Origin of the sequence: Streptomyces sp. NPDC057743 (assembly GCF_042798755.1) — a bacterium.
Classification (GTDB): domain Bacteria; phylum Actinomycetota; class Actinomycetes; order Streptomycetales; family Streptomycetaceae; genus Streptomyces.
Genome location: NZ_JBHVJX010000072.1, coordinates 1 through 15,068 on the forward strand (window position 1 = coordinate 1; position 15,068 = coordinate 15,068).

9 protein-coding genes and 5 pseudogenes are annotated in these 15,068 nt (G+C 63.2%); 6 read left to right on the forward strand and 8 right to left on the reverse strand.

Annotation, left to right across the window (positions count from 1 at the left end; genetic code table 11):
* The coding region (locus tag ACFVFQ_RS37540; RefSeq protein ID WP_383425083.1) for a hypothetical protein at nucleotides 1-255 on the forward strand (255 nt) is incomplete at its 5' end.
* 31 nt (nucleotides 256-286) lie between these two features.
* Here ACFVFQ_RS37540 and ACFVFQ_RS37545 read toward each other — a convergent pair.
* Complete coding sequence (locus tag ACFVFQ_RS37545; RefSeq protein ID WP_383425085.1) at nucleotides 287-5,194, reverse strand: alpha/beta hydrolase; 4,908 nt, start codon at nucleotides 5,192-5,194, stop codon at nucleotides 287-289.
* Nucleotides 5,195-5,544: 350 nt separating this feature from the next.
* Here ACFVFQ_RS37545 and ACFVFQ_RS37550 point away from each other — a divergent pair, with 350 nt between their 5' ends.
* Nucleotides 5,545-6,177, forward strand: a complete 633-nt coding sequence (locus ACFVFQ_RS37550; RefSeq protein WP_383425087.1) for a transposase domain-containing protein — start codon at nucleotides 5,545-5,547, stop codon at nucleotides 6,175-6,177.
* On the opposite strand, the pseudogene ACFVFQ_RS37555 reads toward ACFVFQ_RS37550, so the two are convergent.
* Nucleotides 6,132-6,961: pseudogene (locus ACFVFQ_RS37555) on the reverse strand (IS5 family transposase). The gene ACFVFQ_RS37550 and the pseudogene ACFVFQ_RS37555 sit on opposite strands and share 46 nt — an antisense overlap.
* Before the next feature lie 56 nt (nucleotides 6,962-7,017).
* Between ACFVFQ_RS37555 and ACFVFQ_RS37560 the strand changes: the two are divergent.
* Nucleotides 7,018-7,440: pseudogene (locus ACFVFQ_RS37560) on the forward strand (hypothetical protein); the annotation flags it as partial.
* Nucleotides 7,441-7,484: 44 nt separating this feature from the next.
* Nucleotides 7,485-7,775, forward strand: a complete 291-nt coding sequence (locus tag ACFVFQ_RS37565) for a hypothetical protein (RefSeq protein WP_383425089.1) — start codon at nucleotides 7,485-7,487, stop codon at nucleotides 7,773-7,775.
* Between the two features lie 73 nt (nucleotides 7,776-7,848).
* On the opposite strand, the pseudogene ACFVFQ_RS37570 reads toward ACFVFQ_RS37565, so the two are convergent.
* A pseudogene (locus ACFVFQ_RS37570) lies at nucleotides 7,849-8,479 on the reverse strand (transposase); the annotation flags it as partial.
* 124 nt (nucleotides 8,480-8,603) lie between these two features.
* Here ACFVFQ_RS37570 and ACFVFQ_RS37575 point away from each other — a divergent pair.
* Complete coding sequence (locus tag ACFVFQ_RS37575; RefSeq protein ID WP_383425091.1) at nucleotides 8,604-9,629, forward strand: IS110 family transposase; 1,026 nt, start codon at nucleotides 8,604-8,606, stop codon at nucleotides 9,627-9,629.
* 46 nt (nucleotides 9,630-9,675) lie between these two features.
* Here the strand turns inward: ACFVFQ_RS37575 and ACFVFQ_RS37580 are convergent, their stop codons facing one another.
* The 4 genes from ACFVFQ_RS37580 to ACFVFQ_RS37595 form a co-directional block, all read right to left on the reverse strand.
* Nucleotides 9,676-10,833, reverse strand: a complete 1,158-nt coding sequence (locus ACFVFQ_RS37580; RefSeq protein ID WP_383425093.1) for an alpha/beta hydrolase — start codon at nucleotides 10,831-10,833, stop codon at nucleotides 9,676-9,678.
* Between the two features lie 72 nt (nucleotides 10,834-10,905).
* Nucleotides 10,906-11,457: a TIGR00645 family protein gene (locus tag ACFVFQ_RS37585; RefSeq protein WP_383425096.1), complete on the reverse strand. Its 552-nt coding sequence runs from the start codon at nucleotides 11,455-11,457 to the stop codon at nucleotides 10,906-10,908.
* A 184-nt stretch (nucleotides 11,458-11,641) separates the two neighbouring features.
* Nucleotides 11,642-12,358: a trypsin-like serine peptidase gene (locus tag ACFVFQ_RS37590; protein WP_383425098.1), complete on the reverse strand. Its 717-nt coding sequence runs from the start codon at nucleotides 12,356-12,358 to the stop codon at nucleotides 11,642-11,644.
* A 61-nt stretch (nucleotides 12,359-12,419) separates the two neighbouring features.
* On the reverse strand, nucleotides 12,420-13,403 hold the full coding sequence (locus ACFVFQ_RS37595; RefSeq protein ID WP_383425099.1) for a DUF418 domain-containing protein: 984 nt from the start codon (nucleotides 13,401-13,403) through the stop codon (nucleotides 12,420-12,422).
* 1,140 nt (nucleotides 13,404-14,543) lie between these two features.
* Here ACFVFQ_RS37595 and ACFVFQ_RS37600 point away from each other — a divergent pair.
* Nucleotides 14,544-14,906 (forward strand): annotated as a pseudogene (locus ACFVFQ_RS37600) (site-specific integrase); the annotation flags it as partial.
* A 75-nt stretch (nucleotides 14,907-14,981) separates the two neighbouring features.
* Here the strand turns inward: ACFVFQ_RS37600 and ACFVFQ_RS37605 are convergent.
* Nucleotides 14,982-15,068 (reverse strand): annotated as a pseudogene (locus ACFVFQ_RS37605) (IS5/IS1182 family transposase); the annotation flags it as partial.

A 15,068-nucleotide genomic window follows, 5' to 3' on the forward strand; every position in this document is an offset into this window, starting at 1 on the left:
AAGCCCACCGCAAATGGAACAACACCACCGCCACAGCAACGACTTGACCTGCACCAACACCCCATCAACCAAGAACTACAGCTGCCGTGGCAGATCACGGATCTGTGCGTCATGACCCACGAGCGTGTGCGGGATGGATCGGAAAGGCGCTGGCCGCCAATTCTCGGGCTTTTCAAATCCGTTGTCGTGGCGTTGACATACATGCGCCGCAATCATGTCCAGCAGCAGGGCCCTGCGTACAGACACGGAACTTGACGGAGCCCTGCCTGGCTGGGCCCCTGACAGGCTAACCAACTGGACCATTCCAGTTCACCGGCGGTCGGCTACGATAGGCACCTCTGGCCCATGTGAGCCCTTCTTTGGTTTGCAGCAGCCAGTCCTCCAAGGAGAAGGACAACTTGTTCAGCGCACCGGGTTTAGCGTCTTGAATCTTTTTAATACAGTACTTTTTGAGTTCGTCGTAGAGATCTATAAAACATTCCAGTGGAGTATAGTTAAAATATCCCGGGGATTCCAGGACCTCCTCTAGTTGCGCCTTGACCGGCCCCACATCCCAAGCCCTAAATTTTTCTATGGGCCGCGAAGTATTCTGCTCTTTCATTTTGTGGATGAGAGGCTCCAATACGGAGGATCGCTCAGTGCTGTTCCACAACCCCGCGATACGGCGTTCCGGGACTCCCAAACTCATCAGCTTTTGATGGAGGTCGGCCCTGTAGTCCTCCAGGGAAGAGGTGATGCCGTCCGCCAGCTTCCTGCCAAGTTCTTGCACGAACCTATCGGGGAGGGGCGGCGTTTCTCCCAAGTTGTAGATCATGTACATGACGCTCGGAATGGCGAGGAGTGCACCCAGCACGGTAGCCGCAGTGGACAGGGCGGGGAAGAGCACGGCCAAAAGGGCCAGGACGTCCGCGGAGATACCCATGACGTCGAACGCTACGGCCCACGCGTCGACTTCATCTTCTCGGAGGGTTTTCCAGAGCGAAAGAGTGTTCGCGATGAGAGATACGGCCGGAAGGACGGTTGCCCTGACCGTTCCGGCCTCTTTGCCTATCGAAGTCAGGAAACTATCGATGGCCGACATGGCAACTGCGATGCTCGAGGCCGCCGCCACGCTATGGACCAGAGCATCTCCTTTTTCTATTCCGCCACCAAAAACGGACATCGCGAGGTTCCCGGCATACAGCAACGTGAATGCCCAGCTGTAGACTTTCGACGGATTTTTTTGGACAGCTATGTCGTCGATGCTGGTACCACGACTTCCCCCCTGGGAGGTCATCCCCTTGAGGGCTGTAAATGCTTCGTCGTATTCGCTTTGAGCCCTGAGGAAATCCTCCTTCCCCTTTCTCCACGCTTTTCTAGAATTGACTGTCCAGCCTCCGTCGCTGGTTCCCATCAGGTCGGCGGCGACGTCTGCGACGGAAGGAATCTGGCCATTTAGATACTTGTCGGGATGGTCATAGTAATGGAAGACTCTCATCCGGTCGACGGAGCCCTGGTACTTGAGACTCGCGTCCAGCACCCGTGATGAAGCGGCGGTGAGCCTTGACTGCTCGGCAGCGGCTTGGATCGCTTCCAGCATCGCCCTGGCGACCGGTTCTTTGCCCTCGGGAACCGCCAAGCTCTGGAAGAGCTGAATCTGGGGATCGGCGGAGCGGGCCAAGCCCCTCCAGAAGTCGCCCGAGGGAACCTGCTGCTGCTCCCCCGCCTGCGCATCGTGGTCGCCGGGCTCATGCCGGCGCGGCCGCAACTTCGGCAGCTCCGGCTCCAGCTCGTCGTACCATTTCTTCGTGATGGCTTGTTCGTCGTTTTCATCGAGCTTGATATCGACAGAATATGGCTCGAGTATATCTCCCTTAATCATCTCGGCAGGCAGAAGGCTAGGCAGAAGGCTTCCTTTGGAGCGGTTGGTCACGATGGCACCAAAAATGCTCTGTCCGTTCTCGATCAGACTCTTCGCGTCGAAGGTGATCGAATGCCACTCGCTATCCATCCTGATGACGTCGATGAGCTTGCGGCCACCGAACAGGGCGAGTATGGGAAGGCGGTCACCAAATGCGGACAGGGGGCGCGGGCACTTCACCTTTCCCCCGAAGGGAGTCTTCTCGAAATCGCCTCCCCATGGAAGGTGCAGGAACGAACAGGCAGGATCATTCAAAGCAAAGACATTGCCCGAGCCAACCCTCCTCTCGACTTTAATACCCGATGGATCGACATCGACGAGATAGATTTCGCCAGACTTGAAACGCTGCCCTTTGTATGAACGGGCGTCACCGAACATCATTAGGTCCTGGCCTGCGAAGAGGGCGTTCGTGTAGTCATCGAATGTATACGTCTGCGGTATGCCGCGGAAATCGGAATTAACTCGATCCTGTGCGTGCGCCAACAGGTCACGATGAGGGTTGTAGAACGGCTTGAATTCGAGTTGGAAATATTGATTTTGTAGACCGGCACCCATGGGTAGCCCTAGCCAGGTGCTCGGATTAGGGGTGGTACGTTCCGGCTCCGCGTACTTCTTGGCGGATCTCGACAAATGTTTGCTGACGAAGTTTTTGTACGTACTCTCCGCTTCGTTAGAATTCCACAGGCGATGCTCACCTGTCGGAATTGATACGAGTAGCGTATGCCCATCGGATGTTATGGCGACCATGCCGGGTACCAGTGCGAAATTCAAGGTCACCGCGAGTTCGTTTAGTTGTCCACCTAGCCATAGCCCCGCGAGATCTCTCGCCGGGCCTGTCGACTTGGCGAAGATCCGTTTCATTACATCTTGGAGTCGGCGGTTCAAGTTTCTATCGAAAGAAGACCTGAAATCGCCGCTCCCGATGCGCGGGATGTGCTTTCTCACTTCGTCGATTGTTTGTTTTGCGGACGCCGCGGAGAAGTCTATCGTAAATTCTGCCTCGCTCTGGCGTAGCGCATTTTTAAGATCTTCGAAATCGGTGGTGGCCGTCGGGAAAGATTTCAAGAGCTCGGACAGTACCTCAGCGAGAGACGGGGCGATGGTCAAGGGTGAATTGATACGGAACGGGGCATGCCATCGATCGGGTATCACGGCTACGGAAAAGAAGCTCGGGGGCTCATCGCTGCCCGTCAGGATACTCGTATTTTTCGATTGTTTGATGTCCTCGAAACGACCCTCAATGGAGCCGTCGCCGTAGTGCTTGAAGACGATGACTTCCTGTTTGTTGAGACCGTAAAACCGGTCCAGCCCGGTGGGTTTGAGTTCTACCTTTTTGCCGTCTGTGACGATTTCCATGAACTCCGGAGTGAAGAACCTGGCGCCATTTGCCACGGAGAATTTCCCCAAGCCCCCGCTCTCCAGTGTCAGGCTGGGATTTTCATCGTCGCCGGCTAGTTTCGGGAATCCAGAATGACATATTCCGGTTTCCTGTGCTGGAAGCATGACCGTTTCGCCAGGAGTGCTTCTGCGGCTGCGCTTCCCCCTTGTGGTTGTCGGGAAATGTTCCAGGGGCCCGTACGGCATCTGGACGTCAATCCCGATGTTCCCCTCTTCACTTTCCTGCCACTGCCGCACCATTTCTTTCGAATCTCTGAATATCGGGGCTACGATAATGAATTCCGGCTTCCTTCCCTTCCAGTTCTTGGCCGGGCAAATCCTCGTATTCGAATTGCCGAATATTTTGCTGATTTCTTTGATGCGTAAACCGATTTCGTTGCCGAAGTTGTCCAGGATGAGGACGGACCCTCTTGAGAGGCTCTCGGGCCAGAGCTGCCCGGGGGGCTTGAGGTATATCTTTTCGCCGTCCGGGGCGATGTCCATGAACTCCGGAGTGAAGAACTTGATGTCGTTGACGACGGAGAATTTCCCCGAGGCCCCTTCATTCAGCTTCAGGCAGAGCGGCTTGTCGGGCTGTCCGGCCAGTACCGGGAATCCGGCAGAGTGTGTTCCGACTCTCTGTGCGGAAGGTAAGGTGTCGGCAAGAGAGGCAGAGAGGTTCAGTGCCTTAGCGATGAACGGGTAGTAGCCAGTCCGCGCCTTATCCTTGGAGATCATTTTGGTTTCTTCGGTGACGACACGGGCGATATTGTAGATGCTTATGCTGCGGGGAACGTAGTAGCCGCTGTGGGGATCGCTTATGTCGGGGGCGTCGGAGGCCGCGGGGGGGCCGGCAAGGAGGCGGGTTACTTCTCCAGTCGGGTCATAATCCTGGTGGGCGGGGTCGGTGTACCAGTTGAGGTTGGTGACGGGGTCATCGCGGTCGGCGAGGACGTATTGGTGCTTGAGGGGGATGTTGGAGTGTTCGGCTTTTTTGACGCCGGTGCCGGGGCTGCCGGTGAAGACAAGGTAGTCGACCTCTCCGCCGCCCACGGGGGCCGAGTTGGTGCCGCCAGACTCGGAGAGCTTCTGGAAGGCATGTCCGACGAGGACGCTTCCGTAGCTGTGCCCGACGACGGTGATCTTGGGCTGTTCGGGAAGGCCGGCCTCCTTGCGGTCGGTGCTTTTCCTCCAGCGGGAACGCCAGTCGGCAAGGTCGTCGAGGAGGAGCCTGGAGCCCTCCATGGCGGCTGTCTCGCCGGCGTCCCAAAGGGCCTCCCGAAGGGTCTCCGAAAGGTCGGGAGCCTTGTAACCCTGCCAGGCAATGATGGCGACCTTCTTTTTTTCGGGGGATTTGGAGGCGACCTCGCGGCACGCGCGGTAGACGTTCCGGGCCCGTGTGATGAGATCGCCGAAGTTCGAGGGACCGCTGCCCATGCCAGGGACCAGGACGCCGACGTGGGTGGCGGCCTCGATGTCCCCGATGGCGACGGCCATCCTGCCGAACGACGTCGAATCATAAGTCAGGATACGAACGGGCCCGGCCTCAATATTCGCCTGGGTCTTGGCAAGCGTCTTGCGGAGGTCCGCGAAGGTCGATTCGCCGCCGTCGGACGAGTCCTCACGCTGGCGATCGGATTCGAGGGCCTCCTCGAGGTAGCGGGCATTTTTGGCCCGAGGTTCGTCCCCTATCGCCAACAGCAAGTCATCCTCCAAAGTGCTCCTATTGCGCTCGTGGAGGGCGATGAAGTCCTCGACAGGGGGCTTGGCTTCTGGTATCTGTGACGCCAAGGTGCCCCAACTCGCTGTGGCACTCTTCGCCCCAGGACCACTCCGCACGGACGCAGGACCAGGCCTCTGGACGGCCGCGGGCTTTGGCTTGTCCCGGGATGACGACAGATAGGCATGCGTAGGCATGTATGTCCCTCTCCTTGCAAGAGCAATGGTCAATATCTATGGATCGTGAGGTAGTTCAGCTGCGTGAGCTTCCTCGCGTTCGACGAGGAAGCCGTTCTCGACTGCTGCGCCTGCGCGGACGTGCACTACAGCCTCAGATCTTGTGACTGGTGATCGGTGGTAAACGTTGTCCGCAACACCGTTGCGTTTGGATCTTGAGCTGCAGGTCAAGCCCTGCTGAATGACGCAACGGGACGTCCTGATAGATCAGCTTGTGTCGAGCAAGAAGATCATCGGGAGTCCCGTTGCAGGAGAAGTCTGTCATTACGCGCACGGTCGAGGCGGCTGGGGGTCTGTACGCGCCCGGTCACTTGGGTGAGTTGACTCAGATAGTGGATTTTGTGCTGGTGGACGCGGTGATCGAGGAGACCGGTACACGCGAGAGACGGCTGCGCCTGCTGTCATCGAGGGTGGTGGTGTACTTCGTCCTCGCACTGGCTCTGTTCGAGGACTGCTCCTACCGGGGCGTGTGGGGAAAGCTGACCGCGGGACTGGAAGGGCTGCCGCTGGTGCGCCCGGCGGTTTCCTCACTGTCCAGGGCCCGGCGATGGATAGGTTCCGTGCCACTGCGGCGACTGTTCGAGATCCTCGCCGGGCCCGTTGCCCATCTCGGACAGACCGGTTCGTTCTACCAGGGTCTGCGGGCCGTGGCCATGGACGGCACCTCACTGCACGTACCCGACGAGGAGACGCTCACCTGGCGCTATCCCAAACGGGCGAGTAAGAGCCTGGAGTTCGGCTACCCGCTGCTGCGACTCGTGGTCCTGGTCGGGTGCGGCACCCACACGGTGCTGGCTGCCGCGTTCGGCCCCGAGAGCGAGGGTGAACTTGCCTACGCAGGCCGCCTGCTGAAGGTACTGGACCGCACGATGCTCCTGCTAGGAGTTGTCTTCAAATGTCACACCCACATTAGGAGTGAGGCGAGGGTGACGGCTGCGTGGTAGGAGTCGGCGGTCTTGTCGTAGCGGGTGGCGATGCCGCGCCATTGCTTCAAGCGGTTAAAGCAGCGTTCAACGACGTTGCGCCGCTTGTAGAGATGCTTGTCGAAGGCTGGCGGGCGCCCGCCGTGACTGCCTCGCCGAAGGCGGTTGCGGATCTGGTCGGCCCGTTCGGGAATGGTGTGGGCGATGCCCCGCCGTCTGAGCCAGGCCCGGATGGCTTTGGAACTGTAGCCCTTGTCGCCCACGACATGGTCGGGACGGTTTCGGGGCCGTCCCGGCCCTTGTCGTGGCACCCGAATCGCATCCATTACAGTCGTGAACTGGGTGCAGTCGTTGGTGTTTCCGCCGGTGACGGTGAAAGCGAGGGGGCGCCCCAGGGCGTCGCAGGCCAGGTGGATCTTGCTGGTCAGGCCGCCCCGGGAACGTCCGAGCGCGGGGCAGCGGAGCCCCCTTTTCGAGCCCCGGCAGCGTGCTGGTGGGCCCGGGTGACCGTGGAGTCGACCGATACGAGCCAGTCGATGTCACCGGCCATGTCTGCCCTTGCCTGGGCGGCCTGGAGCATCCGCTCGAACGTGCCGTCCAAGGCCCACCGACGAAACCGAGTGTGGAGCGTGGCCCACGGGCCGTACCGCTCAGGCACATCTCGCCAGGCCACCCCGGTCCGGAACTTCCACACGATCCCGTTGAGCACCGTGCGATCGTCCAACCGCTTCCGCCCCCTCAGCGATACGGGCAGCAACGGCCGGACGAACTCCCACTCAGCATCTGACAGTTCATGGCGACGCATCACCCAACCATGATCCACCACACACGATCATTTGAAGACACCGCCTAGCCGACGCCGGTTTCGACGGAGCGGCGTTCGTCCGGGACGTGCAAGCCACCGGCGCACAGTTCCTGGTGCGCTCCTCAGCCTGCCGCGTCCCCACTCCGCTGACGCACCTGGGCGACGGCTCCTACCTGGCCCGGATCGGCTACGGCGTCCTGCCCATCCTGATGACCGTCCGCGTTATCGAGGCGTCCGTGACCGTCACGCTGGCCGACGGCACCGTCCGCACCGAGCAGTGGCGCCTGCTCACCAGCCTCCTCGACCAGAGCTCCGACCCGGCCACCCGGCTCGTTGATCTTTACCATGAACGGTGGCAGTCGGAGACGATGTATTTCTCGATCAAAGCGACCATGCTGGACGGCCGCGTTCTGCGCTCCCGCCGCCTGACGGGCTCGACCAGGAGATCTACGCCCTGCTCACCACCTAGCAGGCCCTGATCCGTGCCGCCGCCGACACTGCCTGCACCCGGCCTGGCCTGGACATGGACCGCATCAGCTTCACCGTCCTGCAGACCAGCGCTGCCGACACCGTCACCACCGCAACCGGAATCCTGCCCCCGGCAGGACCCGCCGGACTCGCCGGCACCATCGGCCGGGCCGTCCTCCACGCCCTGCACCCCGCCCGCCACCGCGTCAAAGCCCGCACCCGCAAGAACCCCACCAGCAAGTACGGACCGAACGCCGGACAACACCTCACGATCAGCCAAAACTACACCGTCAACACCACCGTCACGTTCTTCAAGCACGGCATCAACAACCGCTCAAGGAGCTAACGCAACGGTGTTGGTATTTCAGGGCCGACCTGATCAAGTGAACGACGCAGGTCTGCGTGATCGCCTGGGGTCAGACGGCCTCGATCGCCTCGGGCAGGCCCTTGAGACCGTCACAGCACACCACGAGGGCGTCGGCCAGGCCGCGGTGCCCCAGCTGGGTGAGCACGTGAAGCCAGAACTTCGCTCCCTCACTGTCCTGGAGCCAGATCCCCAGCACGTTCTTGACGCCGTCCGCATCGACGCCGATGACCAGGTGGGCGGCCTTGTTGACGACATGTCCGGAGCCCCCGGGCCTTCCGATCCTACGAGTGACCAGAGTGACCGCCCTTGAAAGGTAGGACCATCTCGTCGACCTGCCCCAGCCGCCGCGTCCCCTTCGGCACGATCCGCGGCTCGAACTCGCCCCGACGGTCCCGAGGCACGTCCCACTCGACGGGGCCAGCCGTGGTCGTCACCGTCTTCGGATACGAGCCGTTGCGGTTGTTTCCACTGCCCCGCCCAGCGGGATCCCCCTCCTCGTAGCCCAGGTGATCGCTCAACTCAGCCTGCAGAGCCCGCTCGATGACCTGCTTCATCATCTGCTGCAGCAGTCCACCCGTCCCGTCCAAGGGAATCCCGGAGTCCTTCGCGTCCGCGATCAACGCGTCGATCGCCTCCGGCGACAGCACCCGCTTCACCCGCTGAGCAGCCTCAGCACGGTGCATTTCGTCATCCTGCCTCGATATCACGGTGTGTCACTTTCCGTTCAGGGCAGGAACCGGACTCAACAAGAGCAATCATCGCTTACTCACACAATCTGGTGTACACCCTCCCGACCGGGGCCCGTGGGTGCAGGCGCTGATCGCGGCCGGCTACCAGGTCTACGCGATCAACCCGCGCCAGGCCGCCCGGTTCAAGGAGCGGTACAGCACCTCCGGGGCCAAGAGCGACAAGGGCGACGCGCACGCGCTGGCGGACATGGTCCGCATCGATGGTGCCCAGCTCAGAACTGTGGCCGGTGACAGTGACCAGGCCCAGGCCGTCCGCGTCGTCGCCCGCGTCCACCAGACCCTGATCTGGGACCGCACCCGCACCTTCCAAAGGTTGCGCAGCACCCTGCGCGAGTGCTTCCCCGGCGCGCTGACCGCTTACGCCGACCTGGAGTTGACCAGCACCGACGCGCTGGAATTGTTGATCAAGGCGCCCACACCCGGCCAGGCGGCGAAGCTGACGAAGCCGCAGATCGCCGCCATCCTGGTCCGGCACCGCCGCCATCGCCGGGACCAACGGGCCACAGCGATGCAGACCTCGCTACGCGAGCCCCAGCTCGGTGTCGCCACCCCGGTGGCCGCCGCTTACGGTGCGGTGGCGTTCGCCCACGCAAGACTGCTAATCGCCCTGAACGAGCAAATAACCACGCTGGAAGAGCAGGTGAGCGCGCATTTTCGCGCGCACCCGGACGCTGAGGTCTACCCGTCGATGCCCGGTATCGGCGAGATCACCGGCGCCCGGGTGCTGGCCGAGTTCGAGGACGACCCCACCCGCTACACCTCCGCCAAGGCCCGCAAGAACTACGCCGGCACCAGCCCCATCACCCGCGCCTCTGGCAAGACGCACACCGTCCAGGCACGCTCCGCCCGCAACGACCGCCTCGCCGACGCCCTCCACAAGCAGGCGTTCTCTGCCCTGAACACCTCGCTCGGCGCCCGCCGTTACTACGGCAAACAGCGCGCCCGCGACGCTGGCTGCAACCCTGCCCCGCGCCAGCTCGGCAACCGACTCGTGGGCATCCTCCACGGATGCCTCAAGACCCGCACCCTTTACGACGAGGCCACCGCATGGTCACACCACGCGCCCCTCGCCGCTACAGCTTGACATCTCAACGCCATGGGATGTCTGACGAGCCGAAGTCGGTAACGAACTACCGGTAGCCCGTCTCGGCGGTCGAAGCTCCCTGGGAGGGCCGGGGTTTGGGCCCCAGCAGCGCCTTGCTGATCCACTCCAGGGACCCCTCGCGCATTCCGCGTACGTAGTCGCGGCCGTTGTGGCCTCCGTTGTCGATGGTGCGCAGGGTGGCTTTGATCGGGCCCTTCCCGTACTTCCGGACGAACTCCCGCAGACCTGCCGGGTCCTCTTTGGCGCCGATCTGGAAGTTGAGGTGAACGTCAGGCCCGTGCTGGGCAATGTGCTGTTCGGCGAGCTTCTCTGGGTTGTTCTCGTCCATCTCCTTCTGGTGCCCCTTCCACAGTGGCGAGTCTGGCGTGGTCATGCCGCCGCTGGCGATCACTGCCTTGAAGCGGCTGGGGTGTTTGAGGACCTGTTTGAGGCCGACGAAGGCGCCGGTGGAGGACCCCATGAACGCCCAGCCGTCGCGTGATGTGTACGTGCGGAAGTTCCGCCGGACGAGGTCGGGGACGTCGTCGGACATCCAGGTGCCCATCTTCGGCTGTCCCGGGATGTCACTGCCGTCGTGGAAGGGACCCTTGTTACCTGGGTTAAGCACGGGCATGACCACGATGAAGGGGTGGCTCCTCCCTGCCGCGGCTCCGTCGCTGACGGCCTTTTGGAGGCCGAGGTCGGTGCCTGACCAGTAGTTGACGGGATAGCCGTAGCTGCCCGGCAGCGCGATGAGAACAGGGAAGGCGCTTTTCGCGTAGGCGGGGTCCTTGTACTCCTTGGGTGTCCAGACCCATACGTCGCCCGTGAACCCGGACTTCGGGCCCGCGAGCGTGGTCTTGCCTATCTCGGTTCCGTCGTCCAAGCGGGCGATGCGCTTGAACGTGGCGGCGGGCCCGGTGGGGAACTGCACGTTGGGATCGACATCGGTCTGCTGCTCTGGCCGGCCCCCGGGGCGTGCGGTGTTGTCAGCCCCGGCGTAGGTGATCGGCTCGCCGTTGTCGGAGAAGACGCCGAGCCGCCAGGCCGTCACGCCGCTGGCCACGAGCGCGAGCGTGGCGATCAACTTCAAGGGTCTGCGTTGTCTCTTCCTTCGGCGCACGCCGTAGACCTGGGGATCGCTGTAGGCCTGCGGATCGCCACGATGGCTCTGGTCGTCGTACTGCGGTGGGAACTGCGTCATGGCGTTGCTCCGGATTGCGCTGTCTGAGGGGCGAAACGTCGGGTGGTGGGATGCGGCGGGACTCGGGAGCGCCTACCGGAACGTCAGGCAATCAGGGGCCGCCTGGCCGTTGCGATGTGGTTCCCCGCCCTTGTCGGGATCGTGGCTTGGCATCAGCTTGTCGATCAAGGCCAGGGCGATGGCGGAGGCGATGAAGACCGTGTGCACGATGACCTGCCACATGGTCTGCTGCCAGCGCCAGCCCGGTTCGCTGATGCCGATGAAGGCCTTCAGAAGGTGGATGGAGGAGATGCCCACGATGGCGGTGGCCAACTTGACTTTCAGCACATTGGCGTTGACGTGGCTCAACCACTCCGGCTCGTCTGGGTGGCCCTGGAGGTTCATCCGGGCAACGAAGGTCTCGTAGCCGCCCACGATCACCATGATGAGAAGGTTGGCGACCATCACCACATCGACGAGCCCCAGGACGGCCAACATGGTCATCGTCTCGTTGGCCTTTCCGTTCCCCGCGAGGGTGTCACTGACCAGATGGAACAGCTCGGCGAGAAAGACCCAGACGTAGACCAATTGCGCGACGATCAGCCCCGCATACAGGGGTACTTGCAGCCACCGGCTGAGGAACATGACGTAACCGATGCGGTGACTGACAGGTCGGGGAGAGCGGTCTGTCCGGGGCTTTGGGACTGTGGGGAACGTGGAGTGACGCATGTACTGCCTTCTTCATGAGCTGTGTATAGGGGCTGAGCGACTGCGGGTCTGAGGAAACGACGGGAGCGCCACCCGGAGGAGTAGGCACTGCCGTGACGGGTCATCCCGCCTCCCGGGCGGCCTGCTCATACAGGGCGCGTGCCCGTGTGTCGAAGAGGGCAGCGGTGGACTCACTGTCGATGTCTCCACCGCTCAGTACGCCGATGAGTCTGCCGGGTTGTCCCCGGACAGCGCGAGCGGCCAACCACGGACTTCCGCTGGTGCCACCCCAGAGGCGAGCGCACTCCATCCGCACCAGTCTCGCCAACTCGTCGTCTCGTCGAGTACGCGTGGTGCAGGAGACAGGCCGGATTTCGGGGTTGTGCTCGTGGTGGGGATAGCCGATGACGGTAACGTCCCGCGAGAATCCGGAGGGCCAGTCAGGCACCACGGCACCCACCGCCTCTTGGACGCTGCGGCCGCGGTCGTCTGGTTCGACAGTCAAGAAGGCATAGTCCGCACTGTCGTCCTTGTCCTTCCAGCAGTCTTCGATGTGGATGCCGCGCGCCTTCCACCTCCCGTGCGGAGGCCTCCCCCGTCCCCTGCCGGAGAACTGTGGAGCGAACTCCAGCTTCTCCTCGTACGAGCTGGGCCGGTCGCCATCATGCGCGGCTCCGGCGTGCGGGAGGACGCAGTGTGCCGCGGTGGCGAGGACGTTGCCCTTCGGGCTGTTCACGACACTCGCCGTGCATCTGTGCTTTCCGACGTCGCCGGTGAGCACGCCGACATACGGGACCTCGTCGAAGGTGTGGCGCGCGGTATGGCCGGCTGAGTGCACGCACTCACGGTCAGCGTCGCACCAACGGCAAGTGCCCTGCATCCGAGCCGCCACCATGGCGTCACCGGTCCCACCCGGGCCTATTGGAAGGCAAAGCGGCGTGAGACGACGACGGCGATGAAGAACAGGACGCCGGATGGCCCCGCCCGGCCGCCAAGCGCAACACCCACTCCAGGGGACCGTGCTGCAGCGGCGTGCCGCGCCAGACAAACTGCCAGGCAGAGGCGCCGGCCACCGCGGCGAGGCTGAACCAGCCCAGCGCCTGCCAGGATCCGGCGCCGTGCGCGAACCACGCCAGGGCCAGGGAATGAACGACATACACGCTCAGCGACATCGCACCGACGACGGCCAGCGGACGCAGCAGCCACAGGATGCGTGGGCAGGTGAGCGCCATGGCCAGCCCGATCAGCACGCTCCCTACCCCCGCATTGCCCACCGTCTCCAGTGGCGTCTGGCTGTAGGGCTCGGCGATCAACAGCCAGTCCCAGGAAGTGCTGGGGACCGCACCGAACTGCCGCGCTAGCACTGCATGCATCGGATCAGCGGCCGCCAGGGCGCCGGAGTGATGTTCGGCGATCGCGGTGAGCAGCCTCTCCCGTCCCCCGAAGCGTTCCGTGGCCAGCCAGGCACCCCCATACCCCGCGACCGTGGCCACCGTCCCCCAGCCCGCCACACGCCAGGCATCAGCCAGGCATCGTGGATCGACGACTCGGCCAAGCAGGAGCCCGATGAGCAGATACGGCAGGTAGGTCAGCAACGGATAGGCCCCCGTGGCCAACACGTCGCCAAGGGCCCGACCGGCCCCGTCCCAACTCGTGAGCTCGCTCAGCGACGGTGTCCCGCCGCGTCCTTGGACGCGTACGCCGAACAGCGGGCCCAAGACGTAGGAGGCAAGCGGGCCCAGGACAACGCTCCCGGCAGCGGCCACAGCCAGTACGGGGGTACGGAGCCGGGTGAAGGGCTCACAGGCCAGGAAATACACGGCATAGAAGCTGAGGATGACGAGGATGCCGGTCTGCAAAGAGGCCAGCACCAGCCCCAGCACTGCCAAAACCGTGCAGCGCACGACCGTCGTCCACCATGGTGGGCCGGAGCGGGGCTCCGTTCCGCCCCGGGCCAGAGCGAGGGAGAAACCAGCGACGAGGGTGAAGACGGCGGGCGCACGGCCATCGGCAGCCACCAGAACATGCCCGGGCCCGTCCCGGTACGGCACGGGCCCGACATGGACAGCGAACATCCCAAGGACCGCCAGTCCTCGGACCGCGTCCAGTCCCATAAGCCTTCCACGCAATTCCCTCGTACCCCCACAACTCTTGCTCTCTCCGTGTCAGACGGCGAAATATGGGGCAAGGTTCCTCAAATTCTCCTGCTGTTGACGCGCCACAGCCTCAACCGACAGGGAGATCACAACGTCTTCAGCGTGGACCGGGGCCGTCTCGGCGACGGTCGAACTCGGGTTCTGGATCACTTTCCGTGCTGGGCTGACGGACGGTCACTGACCGGGCCGGCTGGACGTCCGGGTCATACGGCAAGGAGTACGCGCTTGCGTAGGAGGTCCAAGCCCGCACGGCCGAACATCTGCCGCTTAAGCATCTTAAAAGTTACGTGGAATCTGCCGGGGGTGATCATGTCTCTCCGGTGTAACCACGGACTTGGGAGATGTGTTGAGCGGCACGACGGTGCTGACGGAGAAGTGGCCGGTGCTCGGCCGGCACGAGCAGGCGGCGCGGCCTGGCTGACGGTCTGGACGGATCTCGGACGTGCGCCTCGCACGATCGACGCCTACGCCCGCGGGCTGGCCGAGTACCTGCTGATGTGCGAACGGGAGGATGTCGACCCGGTCACCGCGAACCGTGCACATATCGCTCTCTACGTACGGGAGTTGACCTCGCGGCCGCACCGCCGGGGTGCGAATGTGATCTCGATCGACTCCGGGGCGGGGCTGGCGAATGCGACGATCCAGCAGCGGCTGGTGTCGGTTCGCCTGTTCTACGACTTCCTCATGGAAGAGGGACTGTGGGAGTCCAACCCCGTCGGCCGGGGGCGCTACACCTCCGGCCGGCGGAATGGCGGTCAGCAGCGCGGTCTGGTGCCCCGGCTGACGAAGCTGCCGTGGATTCCCGGGGAACAGCAGTGGCTGCGCGTCCTGGAGGTCGCCAAGCACGAGCCGGTACGCAACCGCGTGATGCTCGCCCTGGCCTACGACGCTGCCCTGCGCCGTGAGGAACTGTGCTCGCTGCGGACCGGCGACGTCGATCCGGCCCATCGCACGCTGCGGATACGGGCGGAAACGACGAAGAACCGGCTGGAGCGGGTGGTGCCCTACTCGGCATCGACCGGGGTGCTGCTGTCGGACTACCTCGCTCACCGCGCCCGGATCAGCCGGGCCCGAGGGCCGCTGTTCTTGTCGGAGTCGCGGCGCAATCACGCCCAACCGCTGAGCCTGTGGACCTGGTCAAAGGTCGTCCGACGGATCGCGCTGACCTCCGGTGTCGAGCGGTTCTCCACGCACACCACCCGGCACCTGTGTCTGACCGACCTGGCCCGGATGGGCTGGGAGTTGCACGCGATCGCGTCGTTCGCCGGACACCGACACACCGACTCCACCCTTCATGGAGCTTCTTCAGCGGTGCTGCTCCAGGGTGAGGACCGCTTTGGTCATTGACGTCAGTCGGTTGGGGCTGCAGCGGGCTCGGCGGAAGAGCCGCCA

Excerpts from the sequence above, each read along its gene's own strand:
- ACFVFQ_RS37580 (WP_383425093.1), bottom strand. The coding sequence starts at position 10,833 with ATGACGCAGTTCCCACCGCAGTACGACGACCAGAGCCATCGTGGCGAT.
- ACFVFQ_RS37565 (WP_383425089.1), top strand. The coding sequence starts at position 7,485 with ATGGACCGCATCAGCTTCACCGTCCTGCAGACCAGCGCTGCCGACACC.
- ACFVFQ_RS37585 (WP_383425096.1), bottom strand. The coding sequence starts at position 11,457 with ATGTTCCTCAGCCGGTGGCTGCAAGTACCCCTGTATGCGGGGCTGATC.
- ACFVFQ_RS37545 (WP_383425085.1), bottom strand. The coding sequence starts at position 5,194 with ATGCCTACGCATGCCTATCTGTCGTCATCCCGGGACAAGCCAAAGCCC.